The sequence below is a fragment of the Spirosoma arboris genome, from assembly GCF_009754945.1.
GTDB lineage: Bacteria > Bacteroidota > Bacteroidia > Cytophagales > Spirosomataceae > Spirosoma > Spirosoma arboris.
Genome location: NZ_WPIN01000003.1, coordinates 645648 through 667784 on the forward strand (window position 1 = coordinate 645648; position 22137 = coordinate 667784).

Below are 22137 nucleotides of genomic sequence, written 5' to 3' on the forward strand. Positions count from 1 at the left end.
TAAAGAGGTACCTTCGTTAAGATGTAGGGGATAAATCGCTGTAGGTCCGGGGAAAGTGGATCCGAAACCGGCTCCCCACTCCCAGCTCGCTGATCACATGAAGCTGCGCGTCGAGCAAGCCGGTCAGTTGACGCACAATCCGCAGGCCGATGCCTTCACCGGGCAACTGGATCCAGTGTGTCTCTTTCGTAGGTTCAGTCGACGGAGCGGAAGGCGTCGCTTCGGTCCGATTGAGACCGGCGGTTAGTTCAGCCCCTAGCCCAGGCCCTGTATCCACCACCTCAAACCACCATCCGTCTCCGACTGCTTCCCAATGAACCAGTACTTGCCCCTGGTTGGTATATTTGAGAGCATTAATAATGAGGTTCTGGGCTAATCGGTACACCAGCTTGCGGTCATTGTCGACCAGCAGCGTATCGGATCCCGATGTGCCCAAGACTAGGTGTTTCTCCTGGGCCACGGGCTGAAGGCTCTGCACTAATTCCACAAGCAGCACACTGATGTCAAAGGTGGTAATGGTTCGTTGCTGCTGCCCGCTTTCCAGGCGGGCCAGTTCCAACAAATCCGTTAATAGGCCCGTTGCCTGTTTGACATTGCGGACTACCATGTCCATCATTCTAGCCCGGTCACTTTCGGTGATGGCCATCGCCAACAAGCCTAACCCCCCCTGAATAATGCCGAAGTTGCCCCGCAGGTCATGCGAAAAGGTTCTTAGTAGATCCGTACGCTGAGCTACTGATTCTTTTAGGGCGGCTAAAGCCTCGACGCTGTTACGGGAGGCTTCCAGTTCACCCAGCCATTGCTGCTGCTGAGCCTGAATCTGTTTGAGCTCGGTAATGTCGAGTCCCGTCAGTACCACCCCATCATCCTGGTGCGTGACGGTAACGCCCAGCCAGCGATCCTGATGCGGGGCGGGCATCCGTCTTTCATGGTAGCGGAGCGCGCTGGTCTGGTAAACCTGACGCAGATTGTCCAGTGTTTCCTCCTCCCATAGCATCGCCCCAAAGGGTTTGGTCGTTTGGCCCAGCAACTCCGCTAAGGGCTGGTTGAAAAAGCGCGCTAATTTGTTATTGCCCACCACCAACTCAAAATCAAGGATGTCCTGGGGGTATTGCTCATCGGGCACCGCTTTAAAGAGCCCAATGGCGGCCGGGGACGAATCCAGCACGGCCTGGAGATACTCGGCCGTGTCCCGAATTTGCTGCTGGGCGGCTAATTGCTCGGTAATGTCTAGGTCGACCCCCAGCACCCGGCCTTGATCCGCTTCACCGATCACTTCGGCTTTGATCCGCAGGGTTTTGACAGCTTCGTCCACCCGAATCCGCAGATCGACTTCGAGCTTACCCGTCCCTTCGTGTAGACAGGCTACCAGCCGTTGAGCCTTATTTAGGTCCTCGTGCAAGGCTCGCTCCAGATAGATGTCAGGCTGAACGGGATAGCCCAGTTCCAGCCCGAACAGCCGATACATGCCATCCGACCAGGTAAACTGACCGGTCGACCGATCATAATCCCAACTGCCGATCTGGGCTAACTCTTCGGTTTGTCCCAGCAAGGTCAGCGGCCGGAGACTGGCCAATCGGGCCTCGGTTTCGCGCAGCGCATGCTCGGCGTGGGCGCGTTCGACGGCAGACCAGATCCGTTCGGCGACTTCCTGCGCCAACTCGATGTCGAGGTCTGTCCAAGCTCTGGGGGTTCGTTGCGTCATGCTTAGCATCCCAACGGGCCTTCCTTCCTTCATCAGCGGAATAGTAATAAACGAACTAATCTGGAGCTGAATACAGGTTTGACGGAGTGGCTCATCCAGTGAGTTCGTCGTATATACGTCCTGCACCACCACAGGCTTTCCGGCTTCGAGCACGAGCTTATACAGGTCCATACTGCTCAATGGGTACGTACCGACCACGGAGGGCAGGTCAGGCCGGGAGGCATCCCGGCGAACGATAACACTATCGTCTTCTAGTTCGCCGTAGTAGCACCGATCGGCGCCAAAATGCGCCATCGTGGTCTGCGTGGACGTCGCTTGAATCGCCTCCGGGTCAGACACAGATCGTAACGCATCACTCAGCTTGAGCAGGAAAGCCTGCCGTTCTTCGGCCCGTTTACGCTCGGTGATGTTATTGTAAACGACGACGATCTGGCGGCTGCCCGCTCCGCCGACCCGCGCCAGATACATCTCGTACCAGTTATCATTAAGTCCCGCAACCGGATGTTCAACGCGAATTGGCTCGCCGGTCTTCACCACGCGCTCAATAGTCTCGAACCAAAATGCTTCGATGTTACCGGGAATATATTCACTGGCTTTCTTGCCGACGGTCTCGCTGGTCCATCCAGTCATCTTGGTCGTCGCTGGATTGGTTTCGAGCATGCGCCAGTCAACAACATTATCGTTCTCGTCGAAGATGATTTCGAGCGTGGTAACGGCTTCGTCAATCGAGTTGAACAGGGTGCGGTATTTTTCTTCCGATTCGCGCAGGGCTTCTTCGGTGCGGACGCGTTCGGTGATATCGACAAAGGTCAGCACCACGCCATTGATGCGGTCTTCGGCCGTTCGGTAGGGAAGTATCCGCATGATGAACACCCGGCCATCGGTGGTGGACACTTCCCGTTCGATGGGTTGCAGACTGCTCAGAACAGCCTCCGCATCGGCTTGCAAGTGGGCATACGATAGTCGGTTGGTAATATCCGTTAGGGGCCGACCAAAGTCGGACGGAATTAAATTGAAAATCTGGCGCGTAGCGGGTGTAAACAGATTCACCTGAAAGCTGCGGTCCAGAAACAAGGTCGCGATGTCAGTGGAGTTGATCAGGTTCTGCAAATTATTGCTGACCAGCGTGGACTCTTCCACCTTCACTTTCAGTTCTTGGTTCACCGTCGTCAACTCCTCATTGATTGACTGGAGTTCTTCTTTACTGGTTTCCAGTTCTTCGGCCGCCGAGCGCAATTCTTCATTTATAGCCTGCAACTCTTCGTTAGAGGCTTTTAACTCCTCGGCCTGTAATTCATGCTGTTCAGTGGCCGAGCGTAACTGCGTCTTCACCCGGATCAGCTCATCTTCCAGTTGACGCGCCATGGGCTCAACCTGGGTCAGTACCGGAGTGGCGTCATTCGCCCTATCGCCGGTTAATTCGAACAGGACCAAGATGAAGCCCCGGGCTGGATTGTCGTGGACGGGGTCTCCTTCGCCCAGCACGGGCCGGATGTGCAGGGTTAGGGTTTCGGTCGGGCCGTCGCTCCGTCGCCCCGGCTCGGTCGTTTCCTCCAGGCGGATGCGAAGGTTTGGCACTTCCACGTTCGTTTGTTGCTGGCTGGCCTGGTAAAGCGCCGTCCGCAGTTCCAGGCGCAACTCAGGCCGAATGAGTTTCAAGAGGTTTTTGGACAGTTCGCCCCCGGAAAAGTGTAGATACCGCCCGGCCAGGGGCGTAAAATGAAGAATATCGTAGTCGCCATTGATAATGATGGAAGGTGGAGCGTACTGTTCCAGGATCTGCTGATGCAGCTCGCCAAAACTCAGCCGGGCCACCGACCGATTCTCCAGCTCGGAAATCGGTTCGGGCATCCGCTTCCGAAGCGGATGCAACTGGGGAATGCTCTCCGGGATGGGATAGGATCGAGAAACTACCTGTCGACTTTGGTAGAGGTGGTACTCCCGGCTGACGGTTGCATACAGGTCGCCCGAGCCATCAATGGTCTCCGACAGGCCCAGCAGCAGATACCCCCCTGGATTGAGCGAAAAGTGAAACGTTTCCATCACCCGTTCCTGGGCAACGGGGTTGAGGTAAATCAGCAGGTTGCGACAGGTAACCAGGTCCAGTTTGGAGAAGGGCGGGTCTTTCAGAACATTCTGGTTGGCAAACAGAATCATCTCGCGGATTTCCCGGCGAACGCGATACGCGTCGCCTTCTTTGGTAAAAAAGCGACTCAACCGCTCCGGTGAGACATCGGCTGCATCGTTGATCGTATACAGCCCTTCGCGGGCGGTGGCAATGGCATCCTCGTCGATATCGGTAGCAAAGATCTGCACCTTGGGCGCATCAAAGACCCCCAGCGTCTGCTCAGCGCACAGCATCGCCAGTGAGTATGCTTCTTCGCCTGTGGCACAGCCCGTCACCCAGACGCGTAGCGTTTCTTTTCCTCGGCGCGTCAGTGCCGGCAGTACCTGCTGCTCCAAGTACTGAAAGGCTGGCTCATCGCGAAAAAAGTTGGTCACCGAAATCAGCAGGTCTTTTAGCAGGGCCTGCGTTTCGGCGGAATGGTCGCGCAGGAAAGCGGCATAAGCGGGCAAGCCAGGTAGGCTGTGAATACTGATTCGGCGTTCTAGCCGGCGCAGCAGTGTTGACCGCTTATAATTGGAAAAGTCGTGACCAGTGCGCAGGCGCAGTTGGGTAAACACCTCCCGCAGGGCCTGCTGCTGATCTTCGGGGCGCTGGGGCGCTTCTTCGGCAATTGAGATCGTACCCAGACTCTGGACATAGGTCAGTATCCGGGCTGGAATCTGAGCCACCGACAAAATATCATCGACCAGGTCGGTAGCGATGGCATGGCGCGGCATGTCATTATAAGCCGCTTCGCGGGGGTTTTGCACAAAGACGGCCCCGCCCTTTTCTTTGACCCGTTTAAGGCCCATCGAGCCGTTGGCTCCCGTGCCCGATAAAATGACTGCAATCGCTAGGGGGCCATGTGACTCCGCCAGGGTCCTCAGGAAAATATCGACCGGCGCCCGGCGCTCTTCCGGGCGCGCCGACGAGCGGACCGTAATCGTCCCATCCTGCATGTGCAGTTGTTTATCGGGTGGTATCACGTAGACATGGTTTGCTTCCACACGTACCGCTTTGGTCACCTGGGTCACGGAAATGGGAGCGACTTCCTGGAGGATCTTCGCAAGTTGGCTATCATAATCGGGGGAGAGGTGCAGAATGACCACATAGGCCAGCCCCGAATGAGCGGATATCTGGCCAAAAAACCGGGTTAAGGCTTCGACCCCGCCGGCAGAGGCCCCAATCCCCACAATGAAGGTTGGCTTTGATTGAGGTTGATGGGTCGTTTTCCGGGTTTCTTTCTTCTTACTCACGGGTAGAATTCGGCTACAGTTAATGGAGGTTGAAAATAGCTATGGCTTACTGAGACAACGGATCGGTTATTCCTTCGGCTTGCTGCAGGAGCCTATCCGGACTCAGGGTCTGGTGGTTTTAGACCACCGGTCGGACCTGATCGGACCGGTTCCGGGCTTTCTGAAAATACAGAGCCGCTCGTTTAGGCTGATTGGCTTCGGCGTGGTGGTCGCCCAGGTGATTGCGTGGGATGACGGCTTCGTCCACACTACGCAACGTGTTGTCGAGATTGGAATCAATGGTTTCAGTCACGGCCGCCAGCAGCATATCGACCGAATAAGCAGGGCGGGTATGGCAACGAAAGCGGGCCAGCTTCCCTTCGTTGAGCATCGTCAGCACCCCGTGGCATTCCGGGCATGTGTAGGGGCTCAGGGTTCCAAATGAGAAAATATTCATCGCTACTTCGTTTTATTGGGCAGCCATCCGAATTTCTAACGCTGTTTTTTGGCGGTCTGCCGATGCGGTTTCCTCGGTGTTGCCTCACTGACTGACGGTCTGCTCCACCAATCTGGTTAGTTGGGAAGCTAACTGTGCTGCGGGTAACACGTAATCAACGACTACCCGCTGGATGGTGTTTTCGGGCATGGACGGCACTTCGGCCTCGGTCGAGTTTCCTATGACAATACTATCTCGCTTTTCTACCACGTTGACACTTAGTAACCAATCCCATTTATTTTCTCACTGTTAAACCTGTTGAGCTTCCAGCAGCCGGCGATAGCGTTTGACACTCGAGGTACTGATGCCGGTTAGATTGACAATCCCCGAGACAGACAAACCCCGCTCCAGTGCTTTTTTGACCTTAGCCAACGGCTCGGGCTTAACGCCCCTGGGCCGACCCATATGCTTGCCTTTGGCTGCTGCCAGCAACTGGCCCGCCCGAGTTTTTTCCAACAGACTAAGTCGGTCATATTCGGCCAAAGCCGCAAAAATTTGTAGCACCAGTTGGCCGGCCGGCGTGGTGCTGTCGACGCCCAGATCCAGGGCTTTAAAGTGAATACCGTTGGCGGCAAACTCGCTCAGTAAACGGATTAAGTGATCCCGACTGCGACCTAGTCGAAAGAAACAGGCTACCAGAACCGTATCGCCAGCCCGTAATTTGGTCAGCAGTTCATCCAGGGCGGGCCGACTGGTGCTCATGCCGGTAATTTTGTCGTGGAAGATTTCCTGGCAGCCCGCCCGTTGAAGGATGTCGAGTTGGGTATCCAGGTTTTGATCCAAGGTTGAAACCCGGGCGTAGCCAAACACTTTATTCATGGCGTCGAAGCAGTTTCAAAAATCGGACCGCAGCCGCGGACGGTCGCCGAAGCGGTTAGTTCCATAAAGTGCAAAGATGATTTATTTTTGGTCTTACTTTCTGACTACTGATTTTTTACTTTCCGGGCGAATACTGACTTGTCCTCAGAAATGTTGACCATAAATAGTCGATTTATGGACAGACTTGTTAAACTACGCATGAAACAGCCTAAACCTGTTATGCGCCAAATGGTAGCCGCCGTTCTGCTCGGTCAGCTTAACATTGACCAGGCCGCAGAACGTACTTACTAGCACCTAGTTAATTCCTGGCTGCATCAGTGCCTATTTATGCCTAGGTCCCTATACAAAACAGATTCTATCAGTGAACAATGAGCCAATTGTAAACGCTTCATGTAGTTTGGACTTCGCTAGCCCCTTTAAGTGGACTAGTTAGCGGTCATTTCGCATATATTGCTCAAAGCGTGTGACCCAATTCCTGCTCATCCTCCAGTTTCTCAGACGCATCTTTGATGGCTTCCTCCACCGAGTGGGATTTTCGAATGTCAGAGGCTTTCTGCGTGATTTCGGCCATCGTCTGGTAGTGTTTTTGTAAAATACATAATTCATTCTCATTCAGATTTTCCACCGACACCAATCGGTTACTGGCTCCCTTAGTTGCTGCGATTAGCTCATTGAGTTTGAGCTGAACCGACATCGAATCTTTGTTCTGGGCTTTCTGAATGAGAAACACCATCAAAAAGGTGATGATAGTAGTACCTGTATTGATCACCAGCTGCCAGGTTTCCGAGAAATGAAACAAAGGGCCCGTTAGGCCCCAAATCAATATGGAGGCAAAAGCAATCAGAAAAGCAGCCGAACTGCCGGTCGCTTTGGTGACCGAAGAAGCAAAGCGTTCAAAAATGCTTTTAGGGGTCGAAACTGGGGCAGTTGTTTGGGCATCCATAAAGGGTAGGGAGTCAGTGTATGATTGTCTATCTAGATTAACTGATTCCAAGTCCCTTCGGCTAAACTTCACTTCTTTTTAATCACGCAGCTTAACCGACTGGGCACTAATTGTCCATGCCTTTCGGAGAATGTAAGCCTGTTGAATCGCATTATATAGTTGTTGATCCGTGGTAAAGGCTAGTTGTTTCAGTTGGAAAGCTTCGACCGCGAGCCCAAAGGATGGTATATCAAATGGCCAGGGGTCGACCAGTAAAGAGCCATTTGCCTGTTCCGAAAGAAAATAGGCTATGTCATCAGGCCCCAGACTAATTTCTATTCGCCTGCCAGCTGATGGAACAAGATCCTGGCATAAAATCAGGGAAAATGCATCGCACCACTGTAGAAAGTTATAGGCATACTGAGCTTGCTGCTTGGTCGCTTTCATGGCCCGCAGCCAATCTCGCTGGTTGTTACGTTGCTGATCCAGAAATCCAGCTATTTCTTTCTTTTTATCCCGCATTGGCTCATAGAGGAAGGAAGCGTGCATGGAAACCATCAGGGCATTCCAGCGGCTTTTTTCCAGGGCAATTTCCACCATTCGACGAGCCTGAGCCACCGAGTAATGCTGGAGTTGAAAATCCATTGGAGCTCCTGCCTGCGTGAGGTGATTTCGGCCCTGCCAGCTATCCTGTCCATCGTCGTGTTCTGTGATGGCCACCAACGTTTCGACCCAATTGATGGGCCTTATTTCGGGTCGCCAGTGCATGGCGATCTGAAAGGCTAATAGCCCATGAGCCTGCTGATGGATGATTTCCCAACCAACGTCTTTACTGCTAACAATCATGAACTCTTTTCTAGTTTGTCCTGCCTATTCCAGTTGAGTAGTTGTTCCACTTTAAAACGCTATGAAGCATCGAGCTTTTGAGTTGATTAGCAGTTCACTAAACCGATTCTGTTTTAGACAAATCGGATCGGATTCACGACGAGTCAACTACTTACTAGGTTTGAATTGGACGAGTTGAATCGAGAACTCTTTGGAAGGTCGCTTGGTCAGATCGGCTAGCTCGTTCATTTTAGAATTGAGGACATAACACTGTCCATCAACCAGCGTACCCGTTGTAGGTTGTTGAAAGCGGTCTTCTGCCGATGTGGCAGCCGTGACGTCAGCGGTTTGCCAATTATCTTTACTCACCAATTGAAAGACCTTGTCCACGCTTTTGTTCTGAATGACAATGAGGCTTTCGCCCATCCATAGCATGCCATCGGCACCTGGGAAGAACGTCTTGATCATCACTCGATTAATTTTGGTCGGATCGGCTAGATCCACTTTGTATAAAGCCCCCGAACTCGTGTTGTTAACCAGTAAAAAGCCTTGTGGGTGATAAACGATACCATTGAGGCCTACCTCCTCACCCTTAAACCAATCGCTTTTTGCCAATACCGAAGCGTGTCCACTCACATCCAGTTTATAAATCACCGGCGAATAGCTATCGGTAACATAGCCATTTCCCTGGTTATCAAACGCCAGATCATTAATGAAATGCTTGCCGGCATACAGTTTGGTCAGATCCACATCCGCCACTTTTTTACCTGTCGTTACGTCAATAGCAATCAAACGACCCAGTTTTTTAGCGGTGGTAGAATCCGAAAACTGACTATAATTCGCATCGGATACACAAACCCACAGCCTATTTAGTTTTGGATCAATTTTTAATCCATAAGTTGATTTAAGGCCATGATCCTCATATAGTTTCACATAGTTTCCCTGTCGGTCAACTGAGCCAATTGTCGCTGTTGTGACAGAGCTTACATAAAACCGATTGGTCTGATTTGAATACGTAAGTCCCTCGGGATACAGACCTGGAACCGGAATGGCGATACGGGGCGTTTGAGCATGGCTACTTAAACTGCCTACCAGGCAAAGGCTAATGAGTAATAAACCCGTCTTCTTATTCATGCAGGAATTGAACGTTAACTGGTGAAAAATCAGGACAGCTGGCCGTTTCGAGGAAATCTAGTTAGAAGCCATGATACAGTATATTACTCCATTCTCATCATCCGAGACATAAATCTTACCCGATTTAGTGGGCAAGATGCCCGCAGGTCGGCCAAACCGAGTTTTCCCGTCTTTACTCAGAAAGCCCGAGAAAAAATCGTGGACCGAGACCGGCTGCCCATTCACGAAATGAATGCGCTGAATTTTATAGCCTTCGGGTTGTTTACGGTTCCAGGAACCATGCCAGCTTACTAGGGCATCGTACGCATACTCACTTGGGAAACCAGGAAGTTTGCCCAGGAATCGGAAATCGATGGGCGCGCTGTGGGCCGGAAAAGTCATAACTGCTGGAACGGTCGTCTTGGCATAGGCTTCTTTGGTGGTTCCACCCGGATCTTCCCGAGTAACATCCACCTGTTGTTTGCCAAAGACCCAGGGCCAGCCATAATCACCGCCATCAACAATTTTGTTTAGCTCTTCGGGCGGAATCTCATCGCCCCGCCAGTCGGTCCCATTATCGCATCCCCATATGTCTTTGGTCTGTGGATGCCAGTCAAAACCAATGGTATTGCGTAGGCCCCGAGCAAAAATGCGACGATGACTCCCATCGGGGTTCATGACCAGCAGTGTGGCATGTTCTTTATTTGTTTCCGAGCAATCGTTGCAATCGCTGCCCACACTCATATACAACTGACCATCAAGACCAAAGCTAATCATGCGATTGTCATGCTGACCTCCGTCAGGTAGATCGCTAATCAGCGTCAATGTATCACCCACGGAACCATTGGAATTAAGCTTGCCTCGTTTAAGAATCTTGCTGGAAGCCAGGTAAATATAGCCCTGATAGATGCTTATGCCATGGACATCCAGAAATGAAGACCAAACTGTTTTAAGATCCTCAAATCGCCCGTCACCGTCTTTATCACTCAGGCGAAGCACATCCCCTACATCGCGCCGGGTGATATACAATGATCCATCGTCGGCCATTGCCATGATCCGGGGCTTGCCTAATCCAGTTGCTACCACGCTGGTTTTAAAGTCAGTTGGCACCACCAGTTGATTAACCATTGATTCGGCAAAATCAAGGTGCTGAGGGTACATGGTATTGACGGTAGCCGTAAAGGGTTGTTTGGCAGGCAGACCCTTTTGGCCTATAGCCAGCGAGCAAATCCCTAAAAAGAGAAAAGTACTAGCTAGTTGAACAGGGGATTTGTGGTTCATGACGGGGTTGTTGGAGATTTTGCACTAGCTTTCCAATACTGGCCGGGAAGCGCTTTATGCTTATTTTTTGCGAACGAAAATCGTTACCAGGCCAAAAGTTTTAAAACCATCCAGCCAACCTCTACCTGGTATTTACGACTCTTATCTCCTTAATAAAGTTTATACGCTCTATCAAGAGAAAGGATTCTTACCCTTATTTAAAAGCGTTTAGGAGTTGGGTAGCCGCCAACGTCTGAGCCTGCTGGGCCTGAGGAGCAATGGCATACATGCCAAAAAACTCATGGGTCGCACCAGTATATAATTGATACGTTACAGTTACTCCAGAATTTGTCAGCTTATCTCGTAGGTACATACCTTCGCTTTGTAAAGGATCAATCTCTGCCCCAATAATTGTCGTTGGGGGTAATTTGGTCAGATCGGCTACATCCACCAGGGATATTAGCGGGCTATTACCATCGGCTGGACTATTGAAGTAGTTGGCAGTGAAGTACTCGACCAGGGGACGATTCAGGGGTTTGGCATCTTTGTAAATGTTATATGAAGGAGTGTCCAGGTTATTATCGGCTACTGGAAAAACCGACAAGATATGAACAGGTAAAGCAACTCCCCGGTCACGAGCCAGCATGGCCGTCGTGATCGCCATGTTACCTCCTGCACTTTCACCCGCCAAGGCTATTTTCGCCGGATTTCCATTAATTGAAGCCGCATTCTGGGTAACCCATTTATAGGCCGCATAGGCATCCTCATGGGCCGTTGGAAACTTGTTTTCGGGCGCTAACCTATAGTCGACGGACACGACAACCGCACCTGTTTCTTCGGCGAGTGCCAGGGTCGAATATTCATATACCTCTGGATTGGCAATGACCCAGCCTCCACCGTGGTAATAAACAATGACGGGTAATGGTCCCGTCTTATTCTTGGGCGTATAGATCACGATGCGAATCGGCACATTGTTATAGCCCAGAATGGTCTGTTGGCTAATGGTTACATTAGGCGTTGGACGTGGAATCTTATTCTTATCGAGCAACGAGTTAACCGCATCTTTAAACGAAGGCTGCTGGCGGGCCTGCTGAGGGGTAATCGTATTAAGCGGAATGGGACTAAGCCGGCCGAGTTCTTCAATCACGGCCAACATTTGGGCCCCAATGGTAGGTCCCCAGTCGGGTTTGGGGCTGGATGACTGGATACTTTGTCCTGGCTGAGGAATACGGTGATCCTGGCAGGCATTCATGCCTAGTAAGAGGATAAAAACGACTAAAAAAGAAAGTATACCCAAGATATTTAGTTGGGTATAGGGAATCGAACTTTTTGGATTGGCGGATGGCCTACAGAAGTTTTTCATTGATTTTTGTTGAGTTGAGATGATCAACCGCACTACCATCAATAGATGTACTTTGTTTTCTAGTTGAGCCGATTCCCTATAAGCTTATTCAGTGGTCCTGATTCGCTAATTAATTCCCCGTTAGCTCACAGTTGGTAAAATATGAAGATTGGACTTGCTATTATTTACTGGAGACAACTTTAAACGATCTTTTCGGTATGTCCAATAAAGGACAGCCAGTCCCATGAGCCAGTATTTACCTAATCAAAACAAAACGGGAATAAACCTCATGTCGATACCAAATACATTTTATTGGCTATCGACATGAGGTTTATTCCCGTTTTGACATTCTGACGTTAAGACTGTCCTTTCCATTGGCCAGGATCAACAAAAGCGATTTTTGTACAGGTGGTGTGTTAGTTGTCAGATAGTTCCCTGACATTGGTTTGACCGAACGGATCATCCCCTTCCATGCCAGTTGACTTATCATCAACACCAGTTGGTTTTACATTTTCGGTTTCTTCGCCCACCAGGAAGTCGCCGGTTCCAGTTGGCTCATCTTGACCAGGATCTGGTTGTTTATCTTCAGTTTCCATAACGTATAATTGGCTCGTTTGTGACATAACCCACCCCAATCTGAATAGTTATGAAAAGTAAGATTTGGCTCAAGTCTGTCTACAATTAAACCTGTCGTTTTGGATTTGGCCTAGGATTCACTACGGTCATGGTATTATCCGGTCAGATTGGTTTCAATAAATAACGTGCAATTGAGGCTAGTCTTTGCTACTTGACTCAGCCTCATATAACGAGCCTGGAAATGGACCAACCAACAAGTATGACATTGGCACCGTTGCACGAGCCACCCCAGGCTTATAGGTTAACACTTGGTCACATTCATTATCCAGGCAGTGCCCTAGTCGTTATGAAAACTCATAGCCAGGTCGTTTTGGTCATTCTGTTCTGGTGGTTCCCCACCAGAACAGAGCGTGTCTGCTTATTTGGGTGACCCGATCGCCACGATAGGATCATGGGAGGTGGGCCAAGTCGCACAATGAGCTGGTATCTTCCACCAGCCCAACGAAGGAAATTCAGTAGCGCCGGCAGGTAGGGTAAGAAAATTTCTACGGTGTGTTAATGCGTAGCAACCGTCACGGCTATGCCTGAAGGTCTCTTCTGGGGCGTGGTGGTGGGACCCAAAATTGTTATTCGTCCATTGGCGACCTCCATTCGATCAATGCAGACGACTCGATCGGCACCAGATTTGGCCGTTCTTGCATGGTAGATGCAGAACATTTCTTTGCCATCGGGCGAGTACGTAATGCTATTATGCCCAGTACCAGTAACGGAACCCCCTTTCGTGGTATTTTTCTGTAAGATCGGATTATTGGTTGCTTTTTTAAATGGGCCCAGTGGCGAGCTGGCCGTAGCGTACCCAATGGCATAATACTGGCCGCCGAAGTGATTGGCCGAGTACATGATGTAATACAGAGCACCTTTTTTAAAGGTAACCGATCCTTCTGTCCAGCGGCGATTTACTTCGTGAGCCGTAACAGATCGACTTTCCCATTCAGCCTGTTTATCGCTCAGGTTAACGGGTGGCCTCAATAGTAAAACGGGTTCACCAATAACGCCCGAAAAATCAGGTTTGAGTTCGATGCCATACACCCAACTCTCTTCAATCTCGCTGAACCATCCTTTCTGCCGAGCTAACTCGGCCACTTCGCTTTCGACCGGGTGCTTGTAGCAGCACCGCGAAAAATATAAATACGCTTTGCCATTGGCATCAAAAAACACATTGGCATCAATGATGGGATACCCAGGATCAAAAATAGGTTTGTTGGTCAAATCAATAAATGGTCCGGTTGGCTTGTCGGCTACGGCCACACCAATACGGAAATTTTCCACTTCCTGAGTCGGGTTTATCCCCCATTGTGCACTGTAAAACAGGTAAAATTTCCCCTTGACCTCATACACCTCAGGTGCCCAGTAGGCTCCTCCCCACTTGGCATTTGGATCGCTCCAGCCAGTTGGGTTATTATGAAAATATACCTGTCCTTCTGGCTTCCAGTTCACTAGATCTTTTGATGAATAAGCCGAAAAACCTTTATCTGCACCACCACCGGTTCCATACATGTAATAGGTTCCTTGGGTGGACAAAACATATGGGTCCCCAAATTGGACTGGTAGTGGATTGGTATAGGTAAGTTTGGCCTTAGCGAGGTGTGGTGTTGTTTGAGCCCATAAATGGCTAAAAAACAGGAAAATGAAACCGAGAACCAGGAACAGCTTTTTTTTCATAGTAATAATCTTTATAGACTTGAGCCAGCGTTCAAACGATTTGCGGATAAGCTCATCCAGACAGGAAAGCCATAACTGCGCTTCTGGCTACTACTAGAAGGTGACCTTGATTAAAATCTTCGCTAGGCTTCATCCGTTTAGAAAACGTACCGCTTTGCTACGGTATCGAATGGCGGAATAAGCGAATTTAAGCTAGAAGCTAGAAGAAAGAATCTGACTACTGATTGAGAGAATGATTTCGGAGCTGGTCCTTAAGGAGATGGACCGAATTGGAGCCTGTACGAGTCAGTGGCTAACAACGTCCAAAAAGCCAAAGCCCCTGACGTATGGCAGGGGCTTTGGCTTCAAAGAAGTCGGAGTATACGCTTAGCTAGTCAGGAAATTAACCGCCTGCTTTAAGGTTCGCTCGTTATGAGTTTCCGGATCCATATATGACCGTTCGCCCACTTCAATAGTGAGCTCTTTGCCCAGAAGCTGCTTTGTATCGAGTTCCTTTCCCTCTTCGGCATCAATGCCGACCATCTCAAACAAGCCTACGATTGCGGGCATGCCTGCTGAGGATTGATAAAACCGGTGCAAAACGTAGCCATCCTCATTCTCAAACCGAACGGCAAAAAAGGGAATACTCTTATTCTCACTAGTTCCTTCTTCAATGTCCGTAATAATTACCTGCTGCCGACCATCGGCTAGCAGCGTCTTTTCCTGTCCTTTCTCAATTGCGATTTTCATACAGCTGAACTATATTTTAATTGTATTGTATAACAGAGTATCTATTTATTTGTTTTCGACCAAAAGCCTTCTTTATAATTGCAAAATATCATTAACTAATCTTAAACAAACTTTAACTGTATAATTCACTATATTTTATTTGTATTATAAAAAAGGCGAAATTAATACGATCTTTAACCCGCTTTAGCTTTCCCCGACTTTCCCAGGAGCTGGCTTTTTCCAGTCGTATATGTCGCCAGCTAAAAGTGATCAGATGCGTCGGGCCACTGGTATAGTGAAAAGAAAAGAGAGACTTTTACCCGCTTTGTAGGCGCTAAAAATGGGGCCGACACAACAAACCGTTAACGAAATTGTCTTTCCTCTTTTTTATTTCTTTTGTCCATTTTCATTTGACGATATACACACTCAGATATACCATAATGAATATGAGTATTAAAGAAATGTTGCCACTTTCCCAGTACTTCGCTAGGTTAATGAGATGCACATCGACGTCGGTCAAGGCGGTACCGTATTTATCGAACTCCTCGGCGATAGTTAATGCTTGTTACCAAAATGTTGAAGGTTGCTCGGGATGGGGGAAGTGCTCAGAGTAAGTGGCACTTCAGCCACAAATTCATTACTTCAGGACGACTCTCAGGAGTCGTCTATTACTTTCAGAATGGGGAATTTTTCGACTTTCCATATAATTGCGAACACTTTCAATTTCAAAAAAGACTTTAGCTCCTTCAGCTCGAACAGTAAATAAGTTTAACTTCCTATACCTCCAAATGGTAGACTGGCTGACTTTTAAAACTTCTGCAAGCTGTTTACTATCGATCCATTTATAACCGATCATAATTTGTTTTATGAAATCTAGCTCGTCTCTTAGCGTTTGTATCTCTTTTGTCAATTTTTCGAATTCCTCCCAACTGGGTGTCTGTACCATGGTTGATTTATGTTTTTGTGATTTATGTAGAGCCATAACTCCCTGATTTATACAATCACAACTCAAACGATTCTTGATTTAATGAGCCTGATCATCAGAAAAGCCCATCAGAATAAGATTTTTCTTGCGCCCAATTGGAGGCAATGTAAATCTGGCCCAGTTTTGGTTCGATGATAATGAAGTTAGCCAAGCTATGGGTTATCCTTCACTTTTGACTGAATCGCCTACTTTTTAAGAATGGAAGAGATGGTAGGTTGGCAACTCTATTTGTTATGAGACTTAACGAAACACATTAAGTTGCAAATCCCACGTAAAAGTCACATTACTTGACAAGCGATAATAAAGATCAATTAGTAATAAACAGCGATTCGATCATCGACTTTCCTATGAGGTGGTACTTAAACATTAGTGGAAGAGAATTTTATTTTATAGTACGCCATTGCTGATTTGATATTAGCTCGCGTATCCTTTAGCATGAGCGAATGGCGTTCCTTGACGGCCAATTGCTGATTCTGGGTTTTGGTATCAATCAGCGAGACATCGGTTAGATGGTTATCCAGTCGTTCGTATTCAGCCAGCGGGAGGACAATTACTGGCTCACCCACATAATAGCGGGTTTGAAGCTTGGGTAATTGTCTTGCTTTGATCTTAAGTTGCTGGTATATTCTAGGCATATTGGGTTAGTGGGTTAAGCGACCCAAAAGACACAGCACTCCTTAGGCCAACGTAGATGACTGTACGGAAGAGGAGGCAATCGAAATGAAGAGGGAGAGCCCCAAGAGGAGACTAAAGCACGGATAATACGCTTGAAATTTGAGTATAAAGCTACTAACTAAACCAAACTGGGAATCTGTATTGCATTTGCCAAGAAATACTCAACTGTATGAGCTATGGTCAAATACGGGAGATATACCCATTCATAAAGGGGATATCTCCCCTAGGTTTTGATTGGACAATGGGCCTATTTGCCACTCAATAAAGTACAAAAATTTCTAAAATTTCCACCATTAAAACTGACAGAAGTATGTACACGCAGAGTTTGCCCAATTTAGGTCCACCAACCGCCAGCGTTTTACCCCAAATTCAGGTATTCCGGCATATCAATTTCAATCGTCAGCTTGGCGATCGAAATCCGGAAGGTGATAAACCAACGGATGAAAATATATTGACTACTTTTAATGTCGATTTAGATGGTGATGATTTAAATGAGGGTATATCTTCCTTCATCATTTATTCAGGTTACTGGCAATTTTTCAAGAATGTAGGCTTCCAGGACCCGTTTCCAAAAATCTACGGACCAGGCCACTATCCTAAAACCGCAGACATTGGCATGGAAAACGATACTATAAGTTCATTTAAGCTCTTTTCCGTTGAAAAGCCAGCCCATCCTGATGTGTATCAGTAGCGTACTTTACCAAAAAAGTGTCCATAGCCCGTGAGCTATGGACACTTTTTTACTGTTGTTGAATCTTGGCGTGATAATCTGTCTTTGCCATCGCCGTTTTCAGGCTGGTATAAATACCGCCTTGATCCAGATTTAACGTCCACTCCTTTTTTTGGGCAACTACTTGCCTTAGCTCCCTTAGCTCGTTTAGAACACCTGATAGATCGACCGTTGATTGACCTCCTCCATTCAGCAAATGGGCGGGTAATTGCATCTTTGGGCCGGCGCTGGGCATAATCATTTGGGTACGGATGGTTTCAGGCATACTTGCTAAGAATTTATCATACATTCTTACCTTATCAACCAACTGTTTATTCGTCAGTGATTTGCCGCCAATGGCCAAATTATCGTCCGTCGGCAATACCCGTTCGCCTTCGTTCAATCGGGCCGGAATGGTATCACGTCCGGCGGGGTTTCCGTTTAATTCAACAAACGGACTACCCAGAAAGAAGGGAATACCTTTATCTCGCATAGCTTGTTCCAGTCGAGGGATTTCCTCTTCCAATTGCGGTATTTCAATCAGAATTGCATTGCGCCTATTTATTTTCGCATCCAGGTTGGCTTTTGTTTCGTTTATCTCCGTTGGATCACCTCGATCAAGCGCCCGATCATACGAATTTTGATATGTTGGAATATCCCGATTGTTTAAGGTTTCTAATTCTGCTTTATCAGAAGCCAATGTGGTTTTATCCTGCGCCCAACGCTGTTTTTCATAAGGGATATTCGTTCCATTTTGATCACTACCCACATTTTGATAAATCGGTGTGCCATCGGGATTGAAGCCATATATCTTCTTCCCATCCTTGTCAATCGCTAACGGGTTATCCTGTCCAGCCCCATCCCCTATACCACCACCAGAACTGCCTGAACCCGTATAGGGATTAGCTATGCCATTAAGTTGACTATACAGATAAGCACCAGCCCCAACGGCAGCCACAGCCCCAATAATGCCTAATATAGGGTTGATGGCAAAAAGAGCCGCAGCCCCTTGGATTAACGAAACGGCAATACTGGCCTTGGCCATACTCCGCTGTGCTTCAAATTGATCCGATTGAAGTGTTCGCACCTTTTTATCGTATTCATCATCAGCCGCCTTCTTAGCCGCCGTAAGTTGCTGCTGTAAAGTGACTTGGGCGTTTTTCCCAGTTTCAGCAATTGTACTTTGTTGGTCGGTATAGTCTTTCAATAACTTTGTCTGATCTTTCCCCGCCTGATCTTTGGCGGCTGTTATTTCGCCATCATACTTCACATTAATCGCTTTTATTTTGCTATTCTTTTCCTCTTCTAATCGTTGAATCTCAGCGCTATCATCGCCCGCCTTTTTTTCCTTTGCTGCATAATCCGCTTCAACATCCCTAATTTCCTGATCACGTGCAGCTGTTAAAGTGGTCAGTCGGTTAGCTAGCTGATCATCGAGAGACTTTTTGGCATTAGTATACTGAATAGTTGAGGCATCTAACTGGGCCTGCGTGGTAGCATCCAGATTTGCCTTCTCTTTCGTATACTTATCGTCAAGCATCGCAATGGTGGCATCATGCACCTTTGTGGCCGAATCAATTTCAGCTTGATCGTTTTGTATCCGTAGTTGTAGGCTCTGTTGAATGATCGTACCCACCAGTCCGGCAGCGGCTGATACGCCAGCGACTATTGTTTTTTGAGTTTTCTCGGAACTAGCGGCCTTCGTATCATCAGCCGCAATAGCGTCAGCAATTGATTGGGTTTGTCCGTTAGCAATACTGAGGTTTTTGGTTGTTTCAATTGCCTGAACCTTCAAGCTATAATCTTGGTCAATCTGGGTTCTAGCTGTTGTGAACCCCTGAAAAGCAGTCAGTGAAGCCGATAAAAAGGAAGTGACTTTACTTAGTGCATTCGCGGAATATAGCGTCTCTTGGACGTGCGCATCGTAATTGTCGATGATTTGTTTACGCTGAGCGAAGTTGTCCCCAGCCGCCGTTAATTCAGCCGCCAATTCAGTTTGTAAGCCACTTAAAGAGGCATCCCTTATCGTTTGGGTTTGCTGGTCGAAGCTATTCAGGGCTTGTACCATGCCCTGAATAGCTTGCTCGGTTAGTTGTTTTTTGCGCCCCTCCTGCTGTTCCCAGATTTTCACCAGTTTATCACTGAGTTGAGTCTGTAATTGAGTCGCATTAACGGAATAGTCTTTATCAGCATTGAGTTTATTGTCAACAGCATTTCGATAATTTTCCGAATCTTTGCCATACGTAAATTCGGCCCGTTCGACATCTAAACCGGCCTCGTAAGCCTTGTCTTTTAATCTGGCTAGCTCAAGAACTGCTAGGTCATCGCCCGTCTTTTTACCAAGTGTAACAATTACATCGTGTTTATCTTGTTCAGTTTTGGCCGCTAGAATGTAACTGGACAAGGCGCTGGCCTCCTCCTGTTTGGCCGTCGCATCGGCTAAATCTTCACGAAGTTTGGCCGTATTCTGGTAGGCTTTCTGTAACTCCTCCTGATTCTTTTTAATGGTTCCGACTCTGATTGCATCGTAACTGGCCACGGCCTCGGCGGCCTGTTTCTCCAGATCGGTTTCGGATTGGGTTGTTTTTAGTACTGAATCAATAGCGGCTTGGCGTACGGCTGTCCGCTTAGCCTCGTACTTTTCATGAATATCAAGGATGTCCTGCTGAGCCTTTTCTTCAAGTGCCTTTACCTCGGTGGTTGAGATCGTTTTAGAAACAACAGCCTTGCTAACAGCATCCCTTTCCACCTTCTCGGCGGCATCGAGGTAAGCTATTTTTTCCTTGAGCGTATCGGCATCGGCCCCCTTAATAATTTCAGAAATCTCGTTGGCCGAAACCAAAGTAATAGTTTTTACCTTTTCGGCGTGTGTGGTTGAGTCTTTTTGTTCCCTCTCCCGATACGTACCATTGGCTTTCGCTAAAGCTACCTTCTCATCCGCATTGATCTTGGTAATTTCTGCCGAATTTCCACCTGCCTGATCTCTCAGGATGGCATAATGCGTTTTAATTGCCTCAACCTCCTTACCGCGAAGACCTTCGTTTGTCGCCTGTATATCCTGCTGGGTTTTAGCCTCCTGAGCACCAAGACGGGTCAGATTATCCGCCACTAGTTTAGCCTGGGTCATATTGAAATCAACCTGGCCAGTCCAATCGGTTTTTAAGCGGTTGAATAGTTCAGGGTTGGCAAACAAATCCTGAACGGCTTTATTGATGTCACCGCCGTATTTGGCTTGTAGATCCGCCGGGAAAGCTGCCAAAATTTCGGCTTCTTCTTTCAGATTTTTCTTTATCTCATCTTGTAACCCCTCTAATTTATAAGCCTGCCGAGCCAGATTGATCCGGGTCATGTAGGATACATTCACCTTATCCAAAATACTCTTTAGCTCTTCGTTACTAGTCTTTTCATCGCTAAGTCCCGAGAAATATTCTGGATATTTTTTGACTAATAAATCAATGGCATCCTTCCTCTCTTTTGTGCCGCTAGCGGCACTCATGACCGCTTCGGTTAGTGCTCGGATGTCGCTCAGTTCAGCCTTTACCGCTATCTGCTGCTCACCTATCGAAGTGGTCACTTCATCGTTGACCGCTTTATAAGCGTAATAGGCGGATACTAAACCAGCAATGGCAGTGGCGGCCAATCCAATCCAGTTGGAGGAAATGGCAACGTTAAAGGCTTCGGCGGCAACGACCGCTTCAGCTTCAGCTGCAGTAAAGACAACTGTTTGAGCAGTAACAGCACGCATTGCAAGCAGATACTCACCATATAGAACATTCTTAGTGGCCTGATAAGCCGTTACAACTCCATCAACGACAGCCTGCGCCTTGGTTGCTACTGTCAGCGTGGCCATAAATGCCGCTGCTGATTTGACAATATCGACCGTTCTGGCAATAGCGGAGTTACTGCCCGTAGTCGCCTGCATTAAGTCGTTTAGACTTTCCGTTCCTCCTTTTATTTGCTTTTCAAAAAAATCTCCTATTCTGGCTTTTGCCACAAAAAAGGAGTCTGATAAATTTGATATTTGACCACCGACGGTTGTAGATAATTTCTCCATCATACCCTCGAACTGACCTCCCGAAGAGGACGCCAATTCAAATGCCTTTTTGACATCCGATGCCATGATGGTATGGGCGGAGGCCATTTGTTGAACTTCAGCCTTTGTTTTGCCCATTGATGTGGCTAGCAAACCGTACAGATCAACACCAGCGTCGACTAGTTGACGAATCTCGGTGCCCATCAACTTACCCATGTTCATGATTTGACCATAAGCAAGCGTAATTTGAGGTAACTTCTCTATCCCTACGGCTGAGGCTACGTTACCTAGATTAGTAAGCGTTGGAATCAGCTCAGAGGTTGCGACTCCGTACGCCTTTAGCCGTGTGACTTCCGTTTGCAAATCTTCTAAACTAAAGGGCGTGGCCTTGGCCAGTTGAACAATTTGGGCGTAGAGTTCGGCCGACTCCTTTTTGGAGCCGATCATCGTATCCAGTGCGATTTTGACGGAATCAATTTTCGTTTTGGCCTCGATGATATCCAGGCCGAACGTTTTGATTTCGTTGAGCGTGAAGGCGGCAGCAACTAAGGATTGAAAATTCCTAACCTGCTTACCCAGGTTGTCTAGTTCAGTACCTGCTTTTTTGCGACTTGCACTCGCTTCGTCGTCGGTTTGTTTCTGCGCTTTCTGTTGGTCTTTGAGCGCCTGGGTCACCCCGTCGATAGCGGATACGGTCTGAATCGAGCCGGTACGGGCAGACAGGGCCGCCTGTTGGGTGACTTCAATCTGTTGGCGAATGAGGTTATTTAGTTCGGTTAGGCCGTCAGTTGCCGAACTGAGTTCCGTTATGGCCTGTACGCGAACGCGTATATTTTCTTCCCGAAAGCCTGACATGGATCGGTCATCATAGCTTAATTGAGATTAAGTATTGTTTGCCAAAGACC

Annotated in this window: 16 protein-coding genes and 1 pseudogene; 1 reads left to right on the plus strand and 16 read right to left on the minus strand. The window is 48.2% G+C overall.

The window, feature by feature from the left end; translation table 11 throughout:
- Nucleotides 1-16: 16 nt before the first annotated feature.
- The 15 genes and pseudogenes from GO755_RS41400 to GO755_RS10525 form a co-directional block, all read right to left on the minus strand.
- Nucleotides 17-3139 (minus strand): PAS domain-containing protein, encoded by a 3123-nt coding sequence (locus GO755_RS41400; protein WP_227686930.1) that lies wholly within the window; start codon nucleotides 3137-3139, stop codon nucleotides 17-19.
- A 573-nt stretch (nucleotides 3140-3712) separates the two neighbouring features.
- Nucleotides 3713-5068, minus strand: a pseudogene (locus tag GO755_RS41405) (chemotaxis protein CheB); the annotation flags it as partial.
- Nucleotides 5069-5186: 118 nt separating this feature from the next.
- Nucleotides 5187-5438 (minus strand): hypothetical protein, encoded by a 252-nt coding sequence (locus GO755_RS10460; RefSeq protein WP_157584685.1) that lies wholly within the window; start codon nucleotides 5436-5438, stop codon nucleotides 5187-5189.
- A gap of 150 nt (nucleotides 5439-5588) precedes the next feature.
- A complete protein-coding gene (locus GO755_RS10465; protein WP_157584686.1) occupies nucleotides 5589-5753 on the minus strand; it encodes a hypothetical protein in 165 nt (54 codons plus the stop codon).
- 39 nt (nucleotides 5754-5792) lie between these two features.
- Nucleotides 5793-6362, minus strand: coding sequence for a recombinase family protein (locus GO755_RS10470; protein WP_157584687.1), 570 nt, complete (start codon nucleotides 6360-6362; stop codon nucleotides 5793-5795).
- A 454-nt stretch (nucleotides 6363-6816) separates the two neighbouring features.
- Nucleotides 6817-7305, minus strand: coding sequence for a low affinity iron permease family protein (locus GO755_RS10480; RefSeq protein ID WP_157584689.1), 489 nt, complete (start codon nucleotides 7303-7305; stop codon nucleotides 6817-6819).
- A 78-nt stretch (nucleotides 7306-7383) separates the two neighbouring features.
- Nucleotides 7384-8130 (minus strand): DUF3891 family protein, encoded by a 747-nt coding sequence (locus GO755_RS10485; protein ID WP_157584690.1) that lies wholly within the window; start codon nucleotides 8128-8130, stop codon nucleotides 7384-7386.
- Nucleotides 8131-8277: 147 nt separating this feature from the next.
- Nucleotides 8278-9243: a gluconolaconase gene (locus GO755_RS10490; protein WP_157584691.1), complete on the minus strand. Its 966-nt coding sequence runs from the start codon at nucleotides 9241-9243 to the stop codon at nucleotides 8278-8280.
- Between the two features lie 57 nt (nucleotides 9244-9300).
- Complete coding sequence (locus tag GO755_RS10495) at nucleotides 9301-10503, minus strand: PQQ-dependent sugar dehydrogenase (RefSeq protein WP_157584692.1); 1203 nt, start codon at nucleotides 10501-10503, stop codon at nucleotides 9301-9303.
- Between the two features lie 193 nt (nucleotides 10504-10696).
- Nucleotides 10697-11845, minus strand: a complete 1149-nt coding sequence (locus tag GO755_RS10500; protein ID WP_157584693.1) for an alpha/beta hydrolase — start codon at nucleotides 11843-11845, stop codon at nucleotides 10697-10699.
- A gap of 395 nt (nucleotides 11846-12240) precedes the next feature.
- On the minus strand, nucleotides 12241-12420 hold the full coding sequence (locus tag GO755_RS10505) for a hypothetical protein (protein WP_157584694.1): 180 nt from the start codon (nucleotides 12418-12420) through the stop codon (nucleotides 12241-12243).
- Between the two features lie 535 nt (nucleotides 12421-12955).
- Nucleotides 12956-14122: a glycoside hydrolase family 43 protein gene (locus tag GO755_RS10510; protein WP_157584695.1), complete on the minus strand. Its 1167-nt coding sequence runs from the start codon at nucleotides 14120-14122 to the stop codon at nucleotides 12956-12958.
- Between the two features lie 366 nt (nucleotides 14123-14488).
- Nucleotides 14489-14851, minus strand: a complete 363-nt coding sequence (locus GO755_RS10515) for a hypothetical protein (RefSeq protein ID WP_157584696.1) — start codon at nucleotides 14849-14851, stop codon at nucleotides 14489-14491.
- Between the two features lie 616 nt (nucleotides 14852-15467).
- A complete protein-coding gene (locus GO755_RS10520) occupies nucleotides 15468-15776 on the minus strand; it encodes a helix-turn-helix domain-containing protein (protein ID WP_157584697.1) in 309 nt (102 codons plus the stop codon).
- A 398-nt stretch (nucleotides 15777-16174) separates the two neighbouring features.
- Nucleotides 16175-16450: a hypothetical protein gene (locus tag GO755_RS10525; RefSeq protein ID WP_157584698.1), complete on the minus strand. Its 276-nt coding sequence runs from the start codon at nucleotides 16448-16450 to the stop codon at nucleotides 16175-16177.
- A gap of 350 nt (nucleotides 16451-16800) precedes the next feature.
- Here GO755_RS10525 and GO755_RS10530 point away from each other — a divergent pair, with 350 nt between their 5' ends.
- Nucleotides 16801-17181, plus strand: a complete 381-nt coding sequence (locus GO755_RS10530; RefSeq protein WP_157584699.1) for a beta/gamma crystallin-related protein — start codon at nucleotides 16801-16803, stop codon at nucleotides 17179-17181.
- 49 nt (nucleotides 17182-17230) lie between these two features.
- Here the strand turns inward: GO755_RS10530 and GO755_RS10535 are convergent, their stop codons facing one another.
- The gene (locus tag GO755_RS10535; RefSeq protein WP_157584700.1) at nucleotides 17231-22087 is read right to left on the minus strand and encodes a tape measure protein; all 4857 of its coding nucleotides are present in this window, start codon (nucleotides 22085-22087) and stop codon (nucleotides 17231-17233) included.
- Nucleotides 22088-22137 lie beyond the last annotated feature (50 nt).